At 71.4% G+C, this 19,715-nt stretch carries 20 protein-coding genes; 6 read left to right on the top strand and 14 right to left on the bottom strand.

Features of this window, described 5'->3' with window-relative positions; genetic code table 11:
- Window positions 1–170: 170 nt before the first annotated feature.
- Window positions 171–1,463 carry a carboxymuconolactone decarboxylase family protein gene (locus KN815_RS03900; RefSeq protein ID WP_216340186.1) on the top strand — a complete coding sequence of 431 codons (1,293 nt, stop codon included), beginning with the start codon at window positions 171–173 and terminating at the stop codon, window positions 1,461–1,463.
- Between the two features lie 82 nt (window positions 1,464–1,545).
- Here KN815_RS03900 and KN815_RS03895 read toward each other — a convergent pair whose 3' ends face one another.
- From KN815_RS03895 to KN815_RS03875, 5 genes are all read right to left on the bottom strand, one after another.
- Window positions 1,546–2,223, bottom strand: coding sequence for an O-methyltransferase (locus tag KN815_RS03895; RefSeq protein WP_216340184.1), 678 nt, complete (start codon window positions 2,221–2,223; stop codon window positions 1,546–1,548).
- 71 nt (window positions 2,224–2,294) lie between these two features.
- Window positions 2,295–3,371 carry an HAD-IIIC family phosphatase gene (locus KN815_RS03890; protein ID WP_216340182.1) on the bottom strand — a complete coding sequence of 359 codons (1,077 nt, stop codon included), beginning with the start codon at window positions 3,369–3,371 and terminating at the stop codon, window positions 2,295–2,297.
- Between the two features lie 27 nt (window positions 3,372–3,398).
- Window positions 3,399–4,508 carry an acyl-CoA dehydrogenase family protein gene (locus KN815_RS03885; protein ID WP_216340180.1) on the bottom strand — a complete coding sequence of 370 codons (1,110 nt, stop codon included), beginning with the start codon at window positions 4,506–4,508 and terminating at the stop codon, window positions 3,399–3,401.
- Window positions 4,501–4,773 carry an acyl carrier protein gene (locus KN815_RS03880; protein WP_216340178.1) on the bottom strand — a complete coding sequence of 91 codons (273 nt, stop codon included), beginning with the start codon at window positions 4,771–4,773 and terminating at the stop codon, window positions 4,501–4,503. The genes KN815_RS03885 and KN815_RS03880 overlap by 8 nt, the downstream gene beginning before the upstream one ends.
- Window positions 4,774–4,775: 2 nt before the next feature.
- Window positions 4,776–5,639, bottom strand: coding sequence for a 3-hydroxyacyl-CoA dehydrogenase family protein (locus tag KN815_RS03875; protein WP_216340176.1), 864 nt, complete (start codon window positions 5,637–5,639; stop codon window positions 4,776–4,778).
- A 343-nt stretch (window positions 5,640–5,982) separates the two neighbouring features.
- On the opposite strand from KN815_RS03875, the gene KN815_RS03870 reads away from it, so the two are divergent.
- Window positions 5,983–6,975 carry a LacI family DNA-binding transcriptional regulator gene (locus KN815_RS03870; protein WP_253208739.1) on the top strand — a complete coding sequence of 331 codons (993 nt, stop codon included), beginning with the start codon at window positions 5,983–5,985 and terminating at the stop codon, window positions 6,973–6,975.
- An 8-nt stretch (window positions 6,976–6,983) separates the two neighbouring features.
- Here KN815_RS03870 and KN815_RS03865 read toward each other — a convergent pair whose 3' ends face one another.
- Genes KN815_RS03865 through KN815_RS03855 form a run of 3 tightly spaced genes read right to left on the bottom strand, consistent with a single transcriptional unit; the run spans window position 6,984 to window position 7,830 of the window.
- Complete coding sequence (locus KN815_RS03865) at window positions 6,984–7,403, bottom strand: type II toxin-antitoxin system VapC family toxin (RefSeq protein ID WP_216340172.1); 420 nt, start codon at window positions 7,401–7,403, stop codon at window positions 6,984–6,986.
- The gene (locus KN815_RS03860; RefSeq protein WP_216340170.1) at window positions 7,400–7,630 is read right to left on the bottom strand and encodes a FitA-like ribbon-helix-helix domain-containing protein; all 231 of its coding nucleotides are present in this window, start codon (window positions 7,628–7,630) and stop codon (window positions 7,400–7,402) included. Before KN815_RS03860 ends, KN815_RS03865 begins: the two co-directional genes overlap by 4 nt.
- Before the next feature lie 41 nt (window positions 7,631–7,671).
- Window positions 7,672–7,830, bottom strand: a complete 159-nt coding sequence (locus tag KN815_RS03855; RefSeq protein ID WP_167543243.1) for a hypothetical protein — start codon at window positions 7,828–7,830, stop codon at window positions 7,672–7,674.
- Window positions 7,831–7,984: 154 nt separating this feature from the next.
- Here KN815_RS03855 and KN815_RS03850 point away from each other — a divergent pair, with 154 nt between their 5' ends.
- Window positions 7,985–8,851 (top strand): helix-turn-helix domain-containing protein, encoded by an 867-nt coding sequence (locus tag KN815_RS03850; protein WP_216340168.1) that lies wholly within the window; start codon window positions 7,985–7,987, stop codon window positions 8,849–8,851.
- Window positions 8,811–9,023 (top strand): DUF397 domain-containing protein, encoded by a 213-nt coding sequence (locus KN815_RS03845; RefSeq protein ID WP_216340166.1) that lies wholly within the window; start codon window positions 8,811–8,813, stop codon window positions 9,021–9,023. The genes KN815_RS03850 and KN815_RS03845 overlap by 41 nt, the downstream gene beginning before the upstream one ends.
- On the opposite strand, the gene KN815_RS03840 is transcribed toward KN815_RS03845, so the two are convergent.
- Window positions 9,005–9,772, bottom strand: coding sequence for a sulfite exporter TauE/SafE family protein (locus KN815_RS03840; protein ID WP_216340164.1), 768 nt, complete (start codon window positions 9,770–9,772; stop codon window positions 9,005–9,007). The genes KN815_RS03845 and KN815_RS03840 overlap by 19 nt on opposite strands.
- Window positions 9,773–10,069: 297 nt before the next feature.
- On the opposite strand from KN815_RS03840, the gene KN815_RS03835 reads away from it, so the two are divergent.
- Both KN815_RS03835 and KN815_RS03830 read left to right on the top strand, forming a co-directional pair.
- A complete protein-coding gene (locus tag KN815_RS03835) occupies window positions 10,070–10,948 on the top strand; it encodes a helix-turn-helix domain-containing protein (protein ID WP_216340162.1) in 879 nt (292 codons plus the stop codon).
- Window positions 10,949–10,953: 5 nt separating this feature from the next.
- Complete coding sequence (locus KN815_RS03830; protein WP_216340159.1) at window positions 10,954–11,394, top strand: VOC family protein; 441 nt, start codon at window positions 10,954–10,956, stop codon at window positions 11,392–11,394.
- Window positions 11,395–11,407: 13 nt separating this feature from the next.
- On the opposite strand, the gene KN815_RS03825 is transcribed toward KN815_RS03830, so the two are convergent.
- The 5 genes from KN815_RS03825 to KN815_RS03805 form a co-directional block, all read right to left on the bottom strand.
- Complete coding sequence (locus KN815_RS03825) at window positions 11,408–12,619, bottom strand: type III PLP-dependent enzyme (protein WP_216340157.1); 1,212 nt, start codon at window positions 12,617–12,619, stop codon at window positions 11,408–11,410.
- On the bottom strand, window positions 12,616–14,490 hold the full coding sequence (locus KN815_RS03820; protein WP_216340155.1) for an IucA/IucC family protein: 1,875 nt from the start codon (window positions 14,488–14,490) through the stop codon (window positions 12,616–12,618). The genes KN815_RS03825 and KN815_RS03820 overlap by 4 nt, the downstream gene beginning before the upstream one ends.
- A 107-nt stretch (window positions 14,491–14,597) precedes the next feature.
- A complete protein-coding gene (locus tag KN815_RS03815) occupies window positions 14,598–16,424 on the bottom strand; it encodes an IucA/IucC family protein (RefSeq protein ID WP_372458248.1) in 1,827 nt (608 codons plus the stop codon).
- A gap of 725 nt (window positions 16,425–17,149) precedes the next feature.
- A complete protein-coding gene (locus tag KN815_RS03810) occupies window positions 17,150–18,433 on the bottom strand; it encodes an ATP-grasp domain-containing protein (protein WP_216340253.1) in 1,284 nt (427 codons plus the stop codon).
- Window positions 18,434–18,674: 241 nt separating this feature from the next.
- Window positions 18,675–19,715, bottom strand: a 1,041-nt coding sequence (locus KN815_RS03805; protein ID WP_301184545.1) for a carboxyl transferase domain-containing protein, incomplete at its 5' end; no start/stop codon positions are given.

Genomic DNA, 19,715 nt, shown 5'->3' with positions numbered 1-19,715 from the left:
GTTGCTGGAAATTCACCTAGAGCTCCGGTGTTTGAAAGTCCGTACGATCGCCTATCGTTGGGCGGGGTCGGCCGAAAAGAGCTGCCGAACGTCAAGCTGCCCGCTGCCCGACAGCCGACAGCGCGTCCGTCGAGACGCCGACGTGACAACACAAGCGCGAGGGTGAGGAAATGCGGCCCAGGATCGATCCGCAGGACGCGGACGACTTCGCCGTCACACCGGCCGGCCAGGTCTACCTCCAGGAGGTCAGCCGGTCATTGAACGGGATCCTCGCGGACCGGCCGCCGCCGAACGTCCACCGGACCATCGCCAACCACCCGACGCTGCTGCCCGCGATGCAGCCGCTGATGTCTCATGTGGCGGGCGACATCCTCCCGCCGCGCGAGCGCGAGCTGGTCATCCTGCGGACGGCCTGGCGTTCACAGGCCACGTACGTCTGGGCGCATCACCATGCCGCGGGGCTCTTCGTCGGGCTGACCGAGACGGAGATCGCCCGCGCCGCCTCGGAGGACGCCACCGGCTGGACGCCCTTCGAGGCCGCCCTCCTCGCGGCGGTCGACGAGCTGCACACCAAGTCGGCGATCTCGGACAGCACTTGGAAGCAGCTCGCCGAGCAGTACAGCGAGGAGCAGATCCTCGAACTGCTGGCGCTGGCCGGAACCTACAAAACCCTGGCCTTCATCCTCAATTCCTGCCTGGTCCCGGTCGACAACTGGATGGAGCGTCCGGCGCTGCTGCCGGTGGACCCGGGGCAACTGTCCTCCGGCAGGCACGCCCGCCCGCGCGAGTCGCTTCCGGGATCGGGCGCCGAGACCTGGAACCGGCGCATCGTGCTCCAGAACGACAGCGGGCTCTCGCAGCTCACGCCCTCGGCGGCCCACCCGGAGCCGCCACTTCATGAGATCCTCGTCCGCTATCCGGACCTGATGTCCACGGCCGCGCAGGCCCGCGAGTCCGGCTCGCCGCTCCTGCTGATCCGCCGGAACTCCTCGGACATCATGCCGGACACGGACGGCTACTCCTTCAGCGCCACCCATCTGTTCGCCGATTCCACGGGTGTGCCGATTCTCGCCGAAGTGGTGGAACCGCACGACACCTGGAACGCGCACAGCGCCCTGTCGAAAATTCTCGACTACGCGGGCAGCGGGGCCCGGCACTGGCCGCTCCACATACTCCAGCGCTCGCTCGACTACACCGCGCAATTGCAGGACACCGACGCGGATGGTTTGCTGGCGGAGATGGGCTATCCGATCGACCAGGGCTCGTTCCTGCGTACGATCGAGGGGAATCTGGCCCTGGGCAGGCTCCGTATGGTCATTGTGGCCAGTCAATTCCCGCCCGAATTCAACCGGGTCATCTCGTTTCTCGGCCAGCAGCTCCGCCCCGCCGAGGTGTACGGCGTCGAACTGCGCCGCTTCTCCGACGGGGCCCACGCGGCGTACATACCGAGGGTGGTCACCTGAGCGGGCCTGAGCGGGAAAGCCGCCGCCGACGGCTGAGGCGGACCGGAGCCGATGCCCCGGCCCGCCTCAGCCGTCGCTCCGCTCACGCACCCGCGGGCGATTTCTTGCGGATCAGCGTGATGCCGTCCGCCATCGGGACCAGCGACATCTCCACCCGCGGATCGTCATGGACCAGCTTGTTGAACGCCCGGATCCCGGCGGTGTCGACGTCCTGTGCCTCGGGATCCACCACCTTGCCGAAGAACAGGGTGTTGTCGACCACGATCAGGCCGCGGTCGCCGAGGAGCGTCAGCGCCATCTCGTAGTAGTGCGGATAGCCCTGCTTGTCGGCGTCGATGAACACGAAGTCGAAGGTGCCGGGGCCCTCCTCCGCGAGGATGGCCTCGAGGGTGTCGGTCGCGTCACCGACCCGCAGGTCGATCCGCCCCTCGACGCCCGCCCTGGCCCAGTAGTCGGCGCCGATGCTCGCCCAGCGGTCGGTGATGTCACAGGTGATGAGCCGTCCGCCGGGCGCGAGGGCACGGGCCAGGCACAGGGTGCTGTACCCGGTGAACGTGCCGATCTCCAGGATCCTGTTCGCCGGGGTGAGTCCGGCCAGCAGTGTCAGAAGCTGGCCCTCCTCGGCCATGACCTGCATCGCGGTGCCCGCGGGAAGCTGCGCCGTCGTCTCGCGCAGCTCCCGCAGGACCGCGTCCTCCCGCAGGGAGACCTCCCGGATGTACTCCGAGAGCGCGGCCGGGAGACCTACCTGGTTCGCCATGCGTCATCCATCTTCTCTGGTCTTCTCACATCGGAACCGGCCGGGAGGCGGGCCTCCCGGCCGGTGCGGGCTCAGACGTCCTGGAGGCTGACGGCGTGCAGCTCCATCGTGGGCGGCGGGTCGGAGGGCGCCGGGGACAGATGCAGCCGCTGGATCTCCTCCTGTGCGGGCGCGGGTAGTTCGGCCCGGCAGTCGCACGGCTCGTCGGTGAAACCGGCGAAGCGGTAGGCGATCTCCATCATCCGGTTGCGCTCGGTCTGCCGGAAGTCGGCGGCCAGATGGACCCCCGCCCGGGCGGCCTGGTCGCCGAGCCAGCGCAGGATCGCCGAACCGGCGCCGAACGACACCACCCGGCACGAGGTGGCCAGCAGCTTGAGATGCCAGACGCCTTCGTGCTTCTCCAGCAGTTGGAGACCGACCGCGCCATGCGGCCCGAACCGGTCGGTGAGCGTGGTCACCAGCACCTCATGGCGCGGATCGGCCAGCAGCGCCCGCAGATCGGTGATGGAGTAGTGCACACCGGTGGCGTTCATCTGGCTGGTGCGCAGGGTCAGCTCCTCGACCCGGGACAGCTCCTCCTCGGTGGCGCGGCCGATGCGCATCACGAGTTCCAGCGAGCGCAGGAAGTCCTCGCTCGGCCCCTGGAACTCCGCCTCGGCCGCCTTCCGTTCGAATCCGGCCTGGTACATCTGGCGACGGCGGCGCGCGTCCACGGTCACCGTCGCCGGGTTGAACTCCGGGAGGGCGGACAGCTCGGACAGTTGCCCGGCGTCATAGCAGCGGACCTCGGGCAGATGGAACTGGACCTCCGCCCGCTCGGTCGGCTGGTCGTCGATGAAGGCGATCGTGCCGAGCGCGAAGTTCAGCTCGGTGGCGATCTCCCGTACCGAATCGGACTTCGGACCCCAGCCGATGCGCGGCAGTACGAAGTACTCGGCGACGCCCAGCGCCGCCAACTGCTTCCAGGCCAGGTCGTGGTCGTTCTTGCTGGCCACCGACTGGAGGATGCCGCGGCTGTCCAATTCGACGATGAGTTCTCTGACCGGTGCGGGGAGCGTCACCGCCCCGTCCTCCAGCAACGTGCCCTGCCACAGGGTGTTGTCGAGGTCCCACACCAGACACTTCACGATCGCGGTCTGTTCAGCCACGGCTCTTCCTTGTCTCGGTTCGCCGACTCATGTCGCGGGCATCGATACGGCGTGGTCGGCGAGGATCAGCTCACAGATCTCCGTACTGCCCTCGATGAGTTCCATGAGTTTCGCGTCGCGGTACGCGCGCTCGACCACATGGCCCTCGTGGGCCGCCGCCGAGCCCAGCACCTGCACCGCCGTGGCGGCGCCCTGCGCGGCCTGGACCGCGCCCACCTGCTTGGCGAGCACGGTGGCCACGACCATCTCGGGAGAGCCCTGGTCCCAGCACCGGCTGGCGTGTTCGCACACCCGGGTGGCGATCTGCTCGGAGGTCAGCAGATTCGCCAGATGGCGGGCGACGAGCTGGTGGTCCGCGAGCCGCTTTCCGAACTGGGTCCGGGTGCGGGCATGGCCGCGGGCGGCGTCGAGGCAGGCCCGGAGGATGCCGACGCAGCCCCAGGCGACCGAGATCCGCCCGTACGCCAGCGCGGTGGTCACCAGGAGCATCAGCGGCTGTCCACCGCCGAGCACGGCGGTGGCGGGCAGCCGCACCTCGTCCAGCGTCACGTTCGCATGACCCGCGGCCCGGCAGCCGGACGGCTGCGCCACCCTGGTCACGGTGACGCCCGGAGCCGAGGCGGGCACCACGACGGCGGCCGCCCCGGAGCCATAGCGGCCGACGACCACGATCATGTCGGCGTAGTGGGCCGCGGTCGTCCAGACCTTCTGGCCGCGGACGACGACGGTGTCGTCGTCCTGCTCGATGGTCGTGGTCATCGCCGACAGATCGCTGCCCGCCTCCGGCTCGCTGAACGCGACGGCGGCGAGCTGACCCCCGGCCAGTTTCGGCAGGTACTCGGCGTGCTGCTGTGCGCTGCCCAGGCGCTGGATGGTCCACGCGGCCATGCCCTGCGAGGTCATCACGCTCCGCAGGGAGCTGCACCGGCTGCCCACGAACGCGGTGAACTCGCCGTTCGCCGCGCTGCTCGCGCCGAGTCCGCCGGACGCCTCCGGCACCCCGGCGCACAGCAGACCGCGCGCGGACAGCGTGCGCAGTACGTCGTCGGGGATCAGCCCGGTGCGGTCCCACTCCGCGGCCCGGTCGCCGACGAGGTCGTCGACGATCTCACGGGCGCCGGCGAGCGGCTCAGACATCGGCGGGCTTCTCGCCGCCGCGCAACCGCACCACCAGAGCGGTCATGGCCGCGATGGTGCGGAAGTTGTCCCGCTTGAGGTCGTCCCCCAGGATCTGCACGGAGAATGCCTGTTCCAGATGGACGACGAGCTCCATCGCGAACATCGACGACACCAGCCCGGACCCGAAGAGGTCCTGGTCGGCGGGGACCTCCGCCTTCACCCGCTCCGAGACGAACGCCGTGATCGCCTGCTCGGTCGCCTCGGCGGTGACTGCCTGGTCCATACTCACGAAAGCACCTCTCCATAGTTGTAGAACCCGCGCCCTGTCTTACGCCCCAGATCACCGGCGCGCACCTTCTCCAGCAGAAGTTCACAGGGCTCGAAGGCGGAATTTCCGGTCCGCTCGGCGAGTAGCCGAAGAGCGTCCGCGAGATTGTCGAGTCCGATCAGATCGGCGGTGCGCAGCGGGCCGGTCGGATGGCCGAGGCAGCCGTGCATGAGCTGGTCCACGGCCTCGACGCTCGCGGTGCCCTCGGCCACGATGCGCGCCGCCTCATTGATCATGGGGTGCAGCAGCCTGCTGGTGACGAACCCCGGCGCGTCCCGCACGACGACGGTCTTCCGCCCCAGCTTGCCCAGCAGGGCCAGGATCGCGGCCATGGCGTCCTCGCCGGTCTGCGGGCCGCGCACCACTTCCACCATCTCGATGAGATAGGACGGATTCATGAAGTGCACCCCGGCCAGTTCGGCGGGCCGCCGCACCGACTTCGCCAGTTCGGCGATGGGAATTCCCGAGGTGTTGGTGATCAGCGGGACCCCGGCGGGGACCGTGCCGGAGAGCTCCGCCATGACCCGCGCCTTGAGCGCGGCGTCCTCGGTGATCGCCTCGATCACCACATCCGCGCCCGCGACATCGCCGCTGGAGAGCGTGGTGGTGAGGGTCCCGGTGGCCTGGGAGTCGGGGAAGGCGCCCATGAACTGCCCGTGCCGCAGCAGTTGGGCGATTTCCGCCCGGGCGCTCTCCAGCACCTCATCCGAGACATCGACCAGCACGACATCGGCCCCACGGCCCAGCGCGAGTGCGGTGATGTTGCGTCCCATTACCCCGGCGCCGACGACAGCGATCGTGTCCGATGCGGAACCCGCCATCCCCTGCCTCCAATCGTCACTCAGATGAGCGCACCCCCGGTAGGGCACACAACAAGTGAATGCCAACAGGAACGGCAGGCCCCTGTCTCTATGGCACTTTCAGGTAAAAATACTAGGAGAACGCGGCCGGTGTCGATGGGGCGCAACCACCGCCGCCACCTCGGCGTCTGTCCATTAATCGATGATGAGTTGTGCCGGGATGCGGCGAGACGTACAAGACGTGGGAGCACCAGGACATAAGGGTAAGAGGAGGAAGCGCATCCGCATGGGCGAACCGGAGGATGATACGGGCGGGCCCCAGCGGGTCCGGCGGCGCCGGGCCACGGCGGGTGGCGGACCGGTGATGGCCGACGTCGCCCGGCGCGCCGGGGTCTCCGGGCAGACGGTCTCCCGCGTCCTCAACGACCACCCCCGGGTACGGCCCGAGACCCGGGAGCGGGTCCGGGAGGCCATGCGGGAGCTGGGCTACCGCCCGACCGCCAGCGCCCGCACCCTGGCCAGCGGCCGCAGCCGGACGCTCGGCGTGATCTCCTTCGACGCGGCCCGCTTCGGCCCGGCCGCCACACTGGCAGGCATCAACGAGGCCGCGCAGGAGGCGGGTTACCTCGTCAGCACGATCGCGCTCACCGCCACCGACCAGAAGGCGGTACGGGGCGCCGTCGACCGGCTGCTCGGCCAGGGCGCGGACGGCATCATCGCCATCGCCCCGCAGCGCTCGGTGGGCGAGGCCCTGGTCGAGGCGGACCACGGCATGCCCATGGTTACGCTGGACAAGAGCTTCGGCGCCCGCTTCCCGGTGGTCGCGGGCGACTCCGCGTCCGGCGCCCGCCAGGCCACGGAACACCTGCTGCGCCTCGGCCACCGCACCGTCCGCCATATCGCGGGCCCGGTGGGCTGGATTGCCGCCGAGGCGCGGCTGGACGGCTGGCGGGCCGCTCTGGAGGACGCGGGGGCGCAGGCGCACGAGCCGCTGTACGGCGACTGGAGCGCGGACTCGGGCCATGAACTGGGCCGCGGAATCGCCGACGACCCCGATGTCACGGCGGTGTTCGTCTCCAACGACCAGATGGCGGTGGGCGTCCTCCGCGCCCTGCACGAGGCGGGCCGCCGGGTCCCCGAGGACGTCAGCGTGATCGGCTACGACGACATCCCGGAGGCGGCCCATCTGCTCCCGCCGCTCACCACGGTCCGTACGGACTTCACGGAGATCGGCCGCCGTTGCCTGAGCCTGATGCTGGACCAGTTGGAACGCACCCCCGAGCCGGGGGTGCGAGTGATCATCCCCACGGAGCTGGTCGTCCGCGCGAGCTGTGGCCCCGCCCCAGGGTTTCGATGACCCCGTGGTCAGGAACACGCGTCGAACGTCTCGATCTCACAGCGCGCCGCCCCGGCCTTGCCGATCTTGGCATCGCTGGTGATCAACGGCATGCCCAGGCTTTCAGCAAGCGCGACGTACTGGGCGTCATAGGCGGACAGGTTGCTCGACAGGCCCTTGACCCGCTCCCACAGGATCAGCGTTTCATGCCGGTCGATCGCCAGGTCGCGATACCTCGCCACGGCCTTTCGTAGCTGCTTATCGCTCAACTTGGGATCGCCACCACGTCGCCCACGCGCCAGGCCGAGCAATGCCGACATGATCTCGTAATCGAGCAGATGAGGTGCGGCGAGCCGATCCTCCTTCGCGACACGTTGACGTACCCCATGCCCTGTGGGGCCCTCGTCCGTCAAGAAGAAGACGAGCGCGGAGCAATCAATGACGATCAACGGCCCGCCCTTGCGTCGTGGATCGCGGCCAGCACGTCCGATGTACTCAGGCTCGCGCTGGCCTCGGCTTCCGCACGGGCTGCGACCTCGGCAAGCGTGGGCCTGGACGCCTCACCGACGAGTACGTCCAGCGCATACGCCTGAAGCGACTTGCCGGCCCGCGCGGCGCGGGCCTTCAGCGTGGCGAGGGCGTCATCCGGTACGTCGCGAATGGTCAGAGCAGTCATGAGCTGCATTTTAGCAGCATCGCATGCATAATGCAGCTTCATCACAGGTCCGCACGGTCGCGGTGGCGCGGGCAGCGGCAGGGCGGGAACTGGCTGGACCGCAAGGGTTCGAGCTTGTCCTTGACCACCACGACGACCCTGCCCAGCTCCTGCGTCACGACCGCGCCGTCCGGCGAGACGCGGTAGACGCGCATCGTCATCCGTGGAGCGTTGGATTCGGGGTGTGAGAACACGTTGACCTGTCTTTCCGGTTCGGCCAATTACGTTGTGTGCACACACCGTTGCGTTCTGGCGCGTAGGCTGGAAAGAGGCGACAAGTCCCAGCCAAGATCGCGGGACAAGAGGGGATGCACCATGCCGTTCCAGCCACGCGAACTCTTTCCCGACCGCTCCGCACGCGACCTCTTCGGCGCGGAGATCCGCCGCCACCGCGAGAAGGCGGACATGTCGTTACGGCGGCTGTCCGAGGTGCTGAACTACAGCAAATCGCATCTGGCCCGGATCGAGGCGGCGGAGTCCCTGCCGTACGACGACCTTCCGGCGAAGTTGGACGCGTGCTTCGGGACGGACGGGATGTTCGCGCGCATCTATGCGCTGGCGAAGAACGAGCCGTTTCCGGGGAAGTACCGGCGGGTCACTGAGGTCGAGAGCCGGGCGATGGTGATCGAGGAGTACTCGTGCGCCACCATCCCCGGGCTGCTCCAGACCGCCGAACTCGCGAGGGAGTCACTGCGGATCGGACACCGCCACGCTCCGGACGCGGAAATCGAGGCACTGCTCAAGGCTCGGCTCGACCGACAGGCACGGCTGGACCAGCCTCATCCGCCGGAGTGCTGGTTCATCGTGGATGAAGCAGCGTTGCGCCGCCCGGCGGGAGGGCCGGAGGTGATGCAGCGCCAGATGGAGTCCCTGCTTGAGCACGGGACACATCCATACGTGACCCTTCAGGTGCTGCCGTTCAGCGCGGGCCACCATGTGGAAGCGGGCAACTCCCTCGTGCTCTACACGGTGCCGGACGCGCCGATGCTGGCCTACAAGGAAGGCAGTCGCTTCGGGACGATCATCGAAGATAAGGACGTAGTCGCAAAGCTCCGGAAGAACTACGATCTGCTCCGGGCCATGGCCCTCTCACCCCGGGACTCCGAGGCGATGATCCGAGCTGCGATGAAGGACTGGACTCATGACGACGACACCGGGCCTGACCACCGCCGCCTGGCGTAAGAGCAGCTACAGCAACAACGACGGCGGAATATGCGTCGAGGTCGCCGACAACCTCCCCGGCATCGTCCCCGTCCGCGACTCCAAGGACCCCGACGGGCCCGTCCTCATATTCCCCAACGGCTCGTGGAGCGCCTTCATATCGAGCCTGAAGGATCAGCGCAGCAGCAACTGAAGTCCACCCAGCACCGTAGCCCCGATGACCAGGCGCTCGAAGAGCCGCTGATTGATCCGGTCCACGCACGCCTTACCGATGTACGCACCCGGCAGGACGAAAAGCGCGAGCAGCGCGTCCAGGAGCAGGGAGCGGGCGTCGATCAGGCCGAGGCCGACGCTGAAGGGCACCTTGGCGACGTTCACGATGAGGAAGAACCAGGCCGAGGTGCCCAGGAAACCCAGCTTCCGGAAGCCGGCGGAGAGCAGATAGAGCGACATCACGGGGCCGCCCGCATTGGCCACCATCGTGGTGAAGCCGCCGAGCACTCCGTACGAACCGGCCTTGAGCCGGGCGCCCGCCCCGTCCGCGTCGGGCGTCGTCGCGGGGGCCTCGGCCCGGGCCGCCGTACGCCGCCGCCAGACCGTGACCCCGGCCATCAGCAGCAGGATCGCCCCGATGGATGTGCGCACCTCCGCGTCCCCGGCCCAGAGCAGGAACACCGTGCCCACCACGACCCCGGCCGTGACCGCCGGGAACAGCCGCACCAGGGTCCCCCAGTGGGCGTGCCGCCGATAGGTCCGGACGGCGAGCAGATCGCCGACGATCAGCAGGGGCAGCAGCACACCGGTCGACTCCCGGGCCGGAAGTACGGCCGCGAAGATCGCGAGGCTGACGGTATTGGCGCCGCTGACGGCGGTCTTCGAGAAGCCGACGAGTATGGATGCCGCCGCGAGCGCGGCGAACTCCCAGAGGGTAACGGTGTACATGCCACCGGATGATTCCAGGCCACCGCGCGCCTGCCGGAGGCAGGGACCTCAGCGCACCCAGCTCTTTCCCCGTACCAGGGGCTCCGCCCCTGGATCCCGAGATCTGGGGCGAAGCCCCGCCTTCCAGCCCCGCCGGCGATCCTTCCAGCCGCTCCGGCGATTGAGGAGCGGGGCCTGGGGCGGAGCCCCAGTTGAGGGAAGGGGCGGGGAGGGGAACAGCCCGCCGCAGGCGACGCGGAGCATGACCGGCGTCTGCGGGCCGGGCCCGCTGTCCGATGGGCGGGTGATACTGGCCGCATGAGCAGCCACGAGTTCGTGCGGGCCGGGGCCGGGCTCGGGCATGGGCTCGGGGGGATGGTGGTGACCGCCGTCGGCTATCGGTCCGAGGGGATACCGCCGACGCTGCATCGAGGGCTGCCCTCTCCCTACCTGACGCTGATCTTCTCGCTGGAGGGCCCCGTCGTCGGCGGGGTCACGCCCGAGCAGGCGCGGGGGCCCGGCGCCTCGCGGACCGAGATCGTCGTGGGTGGTCTGCATCAGCAGCCCGCGTATATCGCCCAGAGTGGGAGCGAGGCCGGAGTGCAGCTCGCGGTGCATCCGCTCGCGGCGCGCGCACTGCTGGGGCTTCCGGCCGGGGCGCTCACCTCCGACGACGAGCTGGTCACCTCCGGGGCGGAGGTGCTGGGCAAGCGGGCCGCCGAGGTGCGGGAGCGGCTGTGCGAGCAGCGGTCGTGGGCGGACCGGTTCGCCGTGCTGGGCGCGTATCTGCGGGAGCGCGCGGCGGCGGGCGAGGCCGGGGCTCCGGTACGGAGCGAGGTCGCCGAGGCGTGGGCTTGGCTGGCCCGGCATCGCGGGGCCGGGACGCTGACGGGTCTTGCCGAGCATGTGGCGCTCAGCCCACGCCGCCTGACCAGCGTGTTCCGCGCCGAGACGGGGCTGAGCCCCAAGCAGGCGGCGCGGCTGATGCGCTTCCAGTACGCCAGGAACACGGTGGTGCGGTCCGTGGCGGTGGGCCGGGCGCCGGATCTGGCCCGGGTCGCCGCCGAGTGCGGCTATTTCGACCACTCCCACCTGGTGCGCGACTTCCGGCAGTACACCGGGGTGAGCCCGACGGCCTGGTTGGCCGAAGAGTGCCGGAATATCCAAGCCGGGGGGCATCTATACGGCGAAGAGTAGGTGCCATGAACACCGCACCGAACCAGCAGAACCAGCAGCAGACGCAATCCCGTGAACCCGCCGTCTGGCCCACGCTCCAGGCCCATGACGCCATCGCCCTGATCGACTTCCTGGTCGACACGGTCGGCTTCCTGCGCACGGCCGTCTACCAGGACGAGGACCGCGTCGCCCATGCCCAGCTCGACTGGCCCGAGGGCGGCGGCATCATGCTCGGCTCGTACGACCCGGCCACCAAGAGCTGGTGCCTGGAGCCGGGCACGTTCGGGGCGTACGTCGTCACCGATCACGTCGACGCGCTGTACGAACGGCTCACGGCGGCCGGAGTGCGGGTGCTCCGGCCGATCGAGGACCAGCCGTACGGCAGCCGTGAGTTCGCCATCGCCGACCCGGAGGGCAACAAGTGGTCCTTCGGCACCTACCGAGGCGAGCCCCGGCCCGCCGAGTGATCGTTTTCCACCCTCATTCCTCCAGGTAGTGGAAGCCCGGCCGGGGGTGCATCAGGAAGTCGTGGTGCGAGATGTTCCACGCGTACGCACCCGCCAGCGCGAAGGCGACGCGGTCCCCGACCCGTAGCTCCTCGACCGGGATCCGGCCGGCCAGCACGTCCTTGGGGGTGCAGAGCTGGCCGACCAGCGTGACCGGCTCCGCCCGTACGGCCGGGCGGGGCCAGGGCCGGGTCCAGGTGTTCCCGGTGTCCATGGGGAGCACCTGGAAGGGCTGGTCGTGCTGTTTGGTGGCGGGGGTACGGAGGTGGTGGGTGCCACCGCGCACCACCGCGAACGCCTCGCCCCCGCTGTGCTTGATGTCCAGCACCTCGGTGACGTACCAGCCGCAGTAGACGGTCAGCGCCCGGCCGGGCTCGATCCGCAGGGTCAGGTCAGGGTGGCGGAGGGCGAGGTCCGCCATGCCCTGGCCGTAGACGGCCCAGTCGAAGCGGCGGTCGGGGTGGGCGTAGTCCACGCCCATCCCGCCGCCGACGTTCACCTCGGTGAGGCCCAGCCCGTGGCGTTCGGACAGCTTCGCCGCCCAGTCGGCGATCGCGGCGGCGACGGCGACCTGGGCGGGGGCGTCCAGGCCGCTGGCGAGATGGGCATGGATGCCGCACAGGCGCAGGCGCAGGGGACTGCCGGAGTCCGCCGAGAACAGCGGAAGGCAGCGTTCCACGGCCTCGGGGTCGAGGCCGAAGGGGCTCGGGCGGCCCCCCATGGCCAGCGCCGCGCCGCCCAGCTCGGCACCGGCCACCGGGAGATTGACGCGCAGGAGGACGTCCACGTCCGGGATTCCCGCGTCCTGTGCCGCCCCGGCCAGCAGCCGCAGCTCCTGCTCGCTCTCCACATGGAACCGCTCCACGCCCAGCGTCAGCGCCCGCCGCAGCTCCCCCTCGGTCTTGCCCGGCCCGCCGAAGGCCAGCGGCGCCCCCGGCACGGCCGCCCGGACATGCTCCACCTCGCCGCCGGAGGCCACCTCGTAGCCGGTGACATGGGGCGCGAGCGCCTGGAGGATGCGCGGCGCAGGGTTGGCCTTCGCGGCGTAGTACAGCTCGAGGCCCGGCGGCAGCGCGTCCCGTACGGCCCGCGCGTGGGCGCGGAGCGCGGTCAGGTCGTAGACGTAGGCGGGCAGGTCGTCGCCGGTCAGCTCCGTGGCGAGGGTACGGACGGCAGAGGTGATCAACGGCTGCTCCCGGGGTGGTGGATGACGTGGGCTTCTTCGGACACATGGGCCACTTCCGACACATGCGCAGTCTCGGAGACATGCGCCGCCTCGGACACGTGCACCGCCTCCGACACGTAGGCCGCCTCGGACACGTGCGCCGCCTCCGACACATGCGCCGCCTCGGACAGCAGGGCGGAGGCGAGCGGGCTGGCGATGCGCACATAGCCCGCGTGGCGGTCGGCCCGACGAGCCCAGCGGGTCAGGAGGTTGGCCTTGGCGGGCAGCGGCACGCCCGCCACGAGGGCGCGCAGCGCGGGCGGATGGTCATGGGCCGCCGAGCGCTCGCACAGCACCCGGCGGACCGCCGACCACAGCGCGGGCTCCAGACGCGGACAGCGGTCGGCGAGGGCGGCCACCATCTCGGCGATGTGGTTGACCAGCAGGCAGTACACCACCCGGTCCCAGCCGCGCTCGCGCTCGTACGTCAGCGGGCGGGCCACCGCCTCGGGCAGCGCGGCGAGCGCGGCGGCGTGCCGCTCGGGCACCAGCTTGGTGCCCTCCAGATCGCGGAAGAGCACCTGGCGGGGGGTGCCGTCGGCGGGGTCGACGCCGATGACGACGTTCTGGAGGTGGGGTTCCAGGACCACCCCGTGGTCGAAGTAGGCGGCCAGCACGGGCGGTACGAGAAGGTTGAGATACGCCTGCCACCACGCGGAGAGCCGCTCGGGGCCGACATCGGGGAGGAGCCGGGAGATCTGGGCGCCGCTGGTCGGATACTCATCGGCGACGGCCGCCGCGAGCAGCGCGGTCAGCCCCGGCCGCAGCCGGGCGGCCAGCCCCTCGCGCACGATCACCCCGAAGCCCTCGATGAGCTGCTGGTCGCCGCCGAGGTCCAGCGTCCGGTAGGCGGGTTCGCGCAGCAGCTCACAGCCGGGGAAGCGGGCGGCGAGATCGGCGGCGACCGGCTCCAGGAGGCGGGTGAGGGCGACGGCGCCGGACAGCTCGTAGTCGGCGTTCTTGCGCAGACAGTTGGTGATCCGCACATTGAGGCTGAACTTGAGGAAGTCCCGGCCGTCGTAGAGCGTACGGACCGACGCGGTCGGCGCGAACTCCGCGCCGCCGGGCCCGATGTCCAGCACGTCGCCCCGGGCGATGGCCGCCCGCAGCAGACGGTGCTCGCGCAGCATCGCGTACTGCCAGGGGTGGGCGGGCAACAGTCGGTAGCCGTCGGGGACGGCGCGCTGCCGGTCGAGCGCGGCGAGGGCGCCGGGCTCTTGGCCGACCCGCTCCTCGCGTACGTACTCCTGGCGTACGTACTCCTGGCGTACGTACTCGTGGCGTACGGCGAGGTGGTGCAGCGGGAAGCGCGCCCCGGCCTCGGGGGCGAACCGCGCCCAGGAGTCGGCGCTGCCGGTGCGGGCCTTGGGGGTGGGGTGGAAGCGGTGGCCGAAGAGGAGGGACTGCTCGGAGGCGAGGTAGGGGTCCGCGACGACACCGTCCCGGTCCTCCAGGGCCCCCAAGGCCGCCGTCATGCCCGCGTGGCTGGAGGCGACCTGGTCCAGGAACTCATCGTTGTGCACCCCCGTGCGCAGTTGCAGCTCCCGGCGGATGCGCTCGGCAAGTTCCCGCCAGGACACCTCCGTCCAGCCGCCCTCGCGCTGTTCGCTGACCGGCCCGGTGAAGCGGTGCGCCCCGATGAGGGAGGTGCGCCGCAGCCCGACGCGCAACAGCACCCCGCAGCGCGGCAGCCTCAGCCGCAGCCACCCATCGGCCACGACGGTCTGATGCTCCGGCCCGGACACCTCGCGGAGCAGACAGTTGAGCAGAGTGTGGGCGGTGGCGTGGTCGGCGGAGGCCACGGTCGTGGCGGGCGAGGAGGTCATGGGCATGGGGCGGCTCCAGCGGCTGCGGAGGAGAGAGGGGCAGGAGGGCAAGAGGGCAAGAGGGGCAGGCGGGGCAGGAGGGGCTTGGCGGTAACGGCAGGGGGGCGCGGCGGTCATCTGCCGCTTCCCCGCAGCAGATAGTTGGGCCCGGTGACGTAGTGCTTGTTGATGTCGGCGGCGCCCGAACGCTCCTTGGTGAACAAGGTGCCGGCGGTGACCATCGCCTTGACCGGCAGCCGATCCGCGTCCAGCACCCGCCGCCGCAGCAGCGCGGCGGCGGCACCGGGCCGGGTGACGGCGAGCCGGTCGACGGCGTCGATGAGCCGGTCGCGCAGCCGCCGCAGCAGGGTGTCGAGCGGGGCCCGGCCGAGGCGGGCGAGTTCGAAGACGGGGGCGGCGGCGCAGAGATGGACGGTGATGGTGGTGAACACATCGGCCACCGGCCCGTCGCCGGACGTCAGGATTCTGCGGTCGTCGAATCCGCACAGGTCGGCGGCCGGTCCTCCGCCGACCATGGCGGCGAGCCGTATCGCGTGGACGCGGGGGCCGTCGTGGTCCTTGATGAGCAGCCGCAGCCGGGGCACGGCACCACCGTTGTCACCCCCGCCCTCGAAGACCAGCGAGATGTTCTGCTGATGGGACTCCAGCGCGATGCCGTACGCGAAGAGGGTGGTGTGGAAGTCGAAGAGCAGGGTGAGGTAGTCGTCCAGCAGGGCGAGGACGTCCCCGCCGTAGTGGCGCTCGGCGAGCCCGTCGATGACGAGCGTGCCGTCCGGGGCGGCGGCGAGCAGCCCGGCCAGCGGCACGATCGTGGCGTTCTCCAGACCGGGCGGGTAGCGGCGTACGAGCGTGGCCAGCAGCTCGTGTCCGGCGTGGAGGTGGGTGGTCTCGTCGGCGAGCAGCACGGTCGCGCCGAATCGCGGCTCGCGCGCGATCACCGCCTCCAGCAGGCGCTGCGCCACCTCGCCGTCGATCAGCGTGCCCGGTTTGACCGAGCGGCGGTTGCGCATCCCCAGCGTGGAGGTGGTGAGCGGCAGTTTGAGGTGGACGAGGGGGGCGTCGGCGACGGCCACGGTCCGCATGGAGAGGGTGGGCCGTACGTCCAGCAGGGGGCGGTCGGCGAGCCGGGCCTCGCCGTCCAGCCCCGCCGCGCGGAGCGCCGCCTCCAGCGGGCGGCCGACGGTGAGCGGATGCACGGGGAAGGCCAGTCGCGCCCGTTCGCCGGAGGGCCGCCGCCCGCTGTCGAGGCCGAGCTGTGCGGGCGTCGGCCACCAGTCGGGCAGCCGCGCCGGGGCGCCGCCGACCGCTTCGCGGGGCAGGACGAGCCAGCGCAGCGGGAAGGTGGGGTGGAACTCGGGTGCGTGGGCGCGTAATTGGTCCTCGGTGAAGACGGCCCGGCCCCGGCTGGTGGGGTAGACCGGGTGATCCCGGAAGGCGGCGAGCGTGTCGTACGCGACCGCCCCGGGCATCCCCGCCCACGGCCCCTCGTCGCCGTGGCGCGCGGCCAACTCGGCGACGACGCCGGGCCGGATGCGGGTGTGCAGCCGCATGGCGTCGAGAGCCTGTCGGCACTCGGTCACGAAGACGTCGTACAGCGGCCGGTCCTCATCCGGCACGGCGGCCCGCAGGCACCTGAGGACGGGGCCGAGGCCGGTGAGCGGCCGTTCGGCCGGGGCACGGTCCGTGGACTCGCTGACCGAGCCGGACACGGACGGCGACTCGGCCGGGGCCGATTCGGCCGGGGCCGGTTCGGCGGAGGCCGGTTCGGCCGGGGCCGGTTCAGCGGAGGCCGGTTCGGCCGGGGCTGGTTCAGCGGGGGTTCGTCCGGCACCGCCCGGGTCGGGATCGGCGCCATCGGCGTCGACCGGTCCGGCGGAGGCCCATTCGGCCGGGGCCGGTTCAGCGAGGGTCCGTCCGGCACCGCCCGGTTCGGCATCCACCCGATCAGCACCGCCCGGTTCGGGATCGGCGCCATCGGCATCGGCCGGTCCGGCGGAGGCCCATTCGGCCGGGGCCGGTTCAGCGAGGGTCCGTCCGGCACCGCCCGGTTCGGCATCCACCCGATCAGCACCGCCCGGTTCGGGATCGGCGCCATCGGCATCGGCCGGTCCGGCGGAGGCCCATTCGGCCGGGGCCGGTTCAGCGAGGGTCCGTCCGGCACCGCCCGGTTCGGCGTCCGCCTGATCAGCACCGCCCGGGTCGGGATCGGCGCGATCGGCGTCGACCGGTCCGGCGGAGGTCCGTTCGGCCGGAGCTGGTTCGGCGGAGACCGGTTCGGCGGAGGCCGGTTCAGCGGGGGTTCGTCCGGCACCGCCCGGTTCGGCGGAGGTCCGTTCGGCCGGAGCCGGTTCGGCGGAGACCGGTTCGGCCGGAGCCGGTTCGGCGGGGGTCCGTGCGGCACCGCCCGGTTCGGCGTCGGCCCACTCGGTGGGGGCCCATCCGGCAGTCGCGGGCGCGCATAGCCGCAGGGACTGGCGGCGGGCGCGGATGTCGCACTGGAAGCCCTCGGGTTCCACCGGCAGCAGCACGCTTTCGCCCCCCTCGAGCGCGATGCGCAGCCAGTCGCCGTCGGTGCGCCGTTCCGGGGTGGCGCGGCTGCGCAGCTTGTAGGCGTCCTCCCGGAGGAGCGTGTCGAGCACCCGTCCGAGAAGCTCCTCTTCCTCTGTCACACGATCTCCCATCGGTGGGCCGCGAGGAACTGCGCCACCGCCGCGTCGATCCGCCCCTGGTCGGTGCCGGTGGCCCGGAGTACGCCGAGGAAGTCTCGATTGGTGTGGTGGAGCGGGTGTTCCTCGCCGACCCCGCGCAGCGGCCGGTAGTCCAGTCGTACGCCGTCGCGTTCGGTCGCGCTCGCCGGAGGAGCGGAGGCGAGCCGTCCGGCGCGGTCGGCCAGGACGTACTCCATGCGAACCCTGCCGTCGGTGCGCGCGCCGAGGTCGTCCGGCAGCGGCTCGCCCAGGTGCGTACGGAGGATGTACTCGAAAAGGGGGATGCCGAGGAGTTCTGCGAGGACGAGGTCGCACTGGTCGCCTATGGCACGGTAGTTGACCTCGATGAGGCGGGCCCGGTCACCCTGGACGACGTACTCGGTGTGGCACACACCGAAGCCCACGCCCAGCGCGCGCAGTTGCGCCAGCACCTGATCGGTGTGCGGCTGCGGGGGCGGGGCAGGCAGCAGGTGCAGCCGTTCCTCGATGAAGTGCGGGGGCGGCGAGAGCTCGGTGCGGAAGCCGCCGAGGACGTGGAGGGTGCGGCCGTCGCCGAGGGTTTCGAGGGTGCGCAGCTCGCCGTCCAGGAACTCCTCGACCACCAGGGCCGCTCCGGGTCGCCGGGCCCGTATCTCGACGCAGCGCCGGACGAGTTCGTCGGCGTCGGCGACGAGGACGACGTCCTCGCTGGCCACGCCCTCGCGCGGTTTGACCACGCAGGGGTAGGGCGCGTCGAGTCCGGCGAGGGTGGCGGGTTCCTGTCCGGTGGCGAGTTCGGCGGACCAGACGGGGTCGGCCGACCAGGCGGGGGTGGCGGGGGCGGTGGCGCCCGGGCGCGTGGCGTCTGCGCGCGCGGCGTCCGGGCTCGCGGCGTCCGGGCTCGCGGCGGCGAGGGCGCGGCGCAGCTCGGCCTTGTTCTTGGTGCGCAGTGCGGCGCGCCAGTCCTTGCCGGGGAGGCCGAAGTACTCGGCGGCGAGGGCGGCCTGGGTCTGGAGGTGGTCGCTGTTGGTGAAGACGGCGTCGGGGCGGCCGTCGGCGGCGATACGGCTGATGACCTCGGCGAAGTCCCGTACGTCGCAGGGGACGATGTCGAGCGCGGGGAACGCGTGGTCCCGTCGTCCGTAGCCGTAGGCGCGTTCATGGGCCTCGGGCTGGTCGGTGAGCAGGGTGACCGCCAGGCCGAGCCGGGCCGCCGCGGGGAGGAAGCCCTCGGTGACGGAGTCGGTGGGGTTGAGGGCCAGGAGGTGGAGCCGACGCGGCGGCGGGGAGGCCGCCTGGGCGGCCGAAGGGGCCGGGACCGGCGCGGCCGGGGAGCCCCCGAGGGCAGGGGAAGAGGACGGCCGTGACGCCGCGTCGAGATCATTCTCGTTCACGGCCCGAGATTAGGTTAGGCATGCCTAAGACCGCTAATTCAACGTGTCGGTCCGCCCGTTTGGCCCTGATTAGCCGTCAACAACGGTCAACGATCCACAACGGTCGGCGTCAACGACCCAGCCCGATCCGGCGATGACGAACGCGACGCGCCGCGAGCCGCTCGCCCGGGTCCTGGGCGCGGAGGGCGGCGAGTTCGGCGCCGAGGAGATGGCCGAGACGGCCGAGAAAGGCGTCAGGAGCCCGGGAGCCGTCCCCGAAGCCGGAGGAGTCCTCCTCCACGATGCGGTCGACGATGCCCTGGGCGAGCAGGTCTGCGGAGCGTACGCCCTGGCGGGCGGCGACCTCGTACGCCCGCTCCGTCGTGCGGTGGAGGATCGCGGACGCACCCTCCGGCGCCAGCGGCGACAGCCAGGCGTGGCGCGCGGCCACGACCCGGTCGGCGGGCAGCAGCGCGAGCGCCGCGCCGCCGGCGCCCTGGCCGAGCAGCAGACAGAGGGTGGGCGCGGGCAGGGTCACCATGTCGGCGAGGCACCGCGCTATCTCCGCCGCGAGCCCGCCCTCCTCGGCCTCACGGCTGAGCGCGGCGCCCGCGGTGTCGATGACGGTGAGCAGCGGCAGCCCGAGCTCGGCGGCGATGTGCATCCCGCGCCGCGCGGTCCGCAACCCCGCCGGGCCCAGCGCCTGCCCCTCCCCCGGCCCCTCGGCCGTATCGCCTTCGCGGGCGCTGCGCCGGTTGTGGCCGAGGACGACGCAGGGCGTCCCGCCGACCCGGGCGAGCGCGAGCAACAACCCGGGATCGTGCTCCCCGGCCCCCGTACCGCTGAGCGGACTCACATCCTCGGCGGCTACCCGCAACAGATCCCGCACCCCGGGCCGCTCGGCCCGCCGCGAAGCCCGTATCGACACCTCCGCCGACGGCACAACGGCCTCCGGCCCCGCACCGTCGGACACCCCGCCGAAGTCGGCGGGCCCGGCCTGATCGTGGGCGGACCCCACTCCCCCAGCGCCCTCTGCCGCCTCCGGCGTGGCGACACCGTCCACGCCGCCAGGCGCCATGGACGGGCTGCCCCCGGCCGACGAACCCCTGTGCCGCTCCGGTGTCCCGCCGGGCGCGGGCGCGTCGTCCGGCGCGCCGGGCTTCGCCGCGGC

Source organism: Streptomyces niphimycinicus (assembly GCF_018883605.1).
GTDB lineage: Bacteria > Actinomycetota > Actinomycetes > Streptomycetales > Streptomycetaceae > Streptomyces > Streptomyces niphimycinicus.
Note: the sequence above shows the minus strand (reverse complement) of the source record. Positions and strands in the feature narration are given on the sequence as shown.

Bases quoted from the DNA above. Each gene is read 5' to 3' on its own strand.
- KN815_RS03900 (WP_216340186.1), top strand. From the start codon at position 171: ATGCGGCCCAGGATCGATCCGCAGGACGCGGACGACTTCGCCGTCACA.
- KN815_RS03895 (WP_216340184.1), bottom strand. From the start codon at position 2,223: ATGGCGAACCAGGTAGGTCTCCCGGCCGCGCTCTCGGAGTACATCCGG.
- KN815_RS03885 (WP_216340180.1), bottom strand. From the start codon at position 4,508: ATGTCTGAGCCGCTCGCCGGCGCCCGTGAGATCGTCGACGACCTCGTC.
- KN815_RS03880 (WP_216340178.1), bottom strand. From the start codon at position 4,773: ATGGACCAGGCAGTCACCGCCGAGGCGACCGAGCAGGCGATCACGGCG.
- KN815_RS03875 (WP_216340176.1), bottom strand. From the start codon at position 5,639: ATGGCGGGTTCCGCATCGGACACGATCGCTGTCGTCGGCGCCGGGGTA.
- KN815_RS03870 (WP_253208739.1), top strand. From the start codon at position 5,983: ATGGCCGACGTCGCCCGGCGCGCCGGGGTCTCCGGGCAGACGGTCTCC.
- KN815_RS03860 (WP_216340170.1), bottom strand. From the start codon at position 7,630: ATGACTGCTCTGACCATTCGCGACGTACCGGATGACGCCCTCGCCACG.
- KN815_RS03855 (WP_167543243.1), bottom strand. From the start codon at position 7,830: ATGACGATGCGCGTCTACCGCGTCTCGCCGGACGGCGCGGTCGTGACG.
- KN815_RS03850 (WP_216340168.1), top strand. From the start codon at position 7,985: ATGCCGTTCCAGCCACGCGAACTCTTTCCCGACCGCTCCGCACGCGAC.
- KN815_RS03845 (WP_216340166.1), top strand. From the start codon at position 8,811: ATGACGACGACACCGGGCCTGACCACCGCCGCCTGGCGTAAGAGCAGC.
- KN815_RS03840 (WP_216340164.1), bottom strand. From the start codon at position 9,772: ATGTACACCGTTACCCTCTGGGAGTTCGCCGCGCTCGCGGCGGCATCC.
- KN815_RS03835 (WP_216340162.1), top strand. From the start codon at position 10,070: ATGAGCAGCCACGAGTTCGTGCGGGCCGGGGCCGGGCTCGGGCATGGG.
- KN815_RS03830 (WP_216340159.1), top strand. From the start codon at position 10,954: ATGAACACCGCACCGAACCAGCAGAACCAGCAGCAGACGCAATCCCGT.
- KN815_RS03820 (WP_216340155.1), bottom strand. From the start codon at position 14,490: ATGCCCATGACCTCCTCGCCCGCCACGACCGTGGCCTCCGCCGACCAC.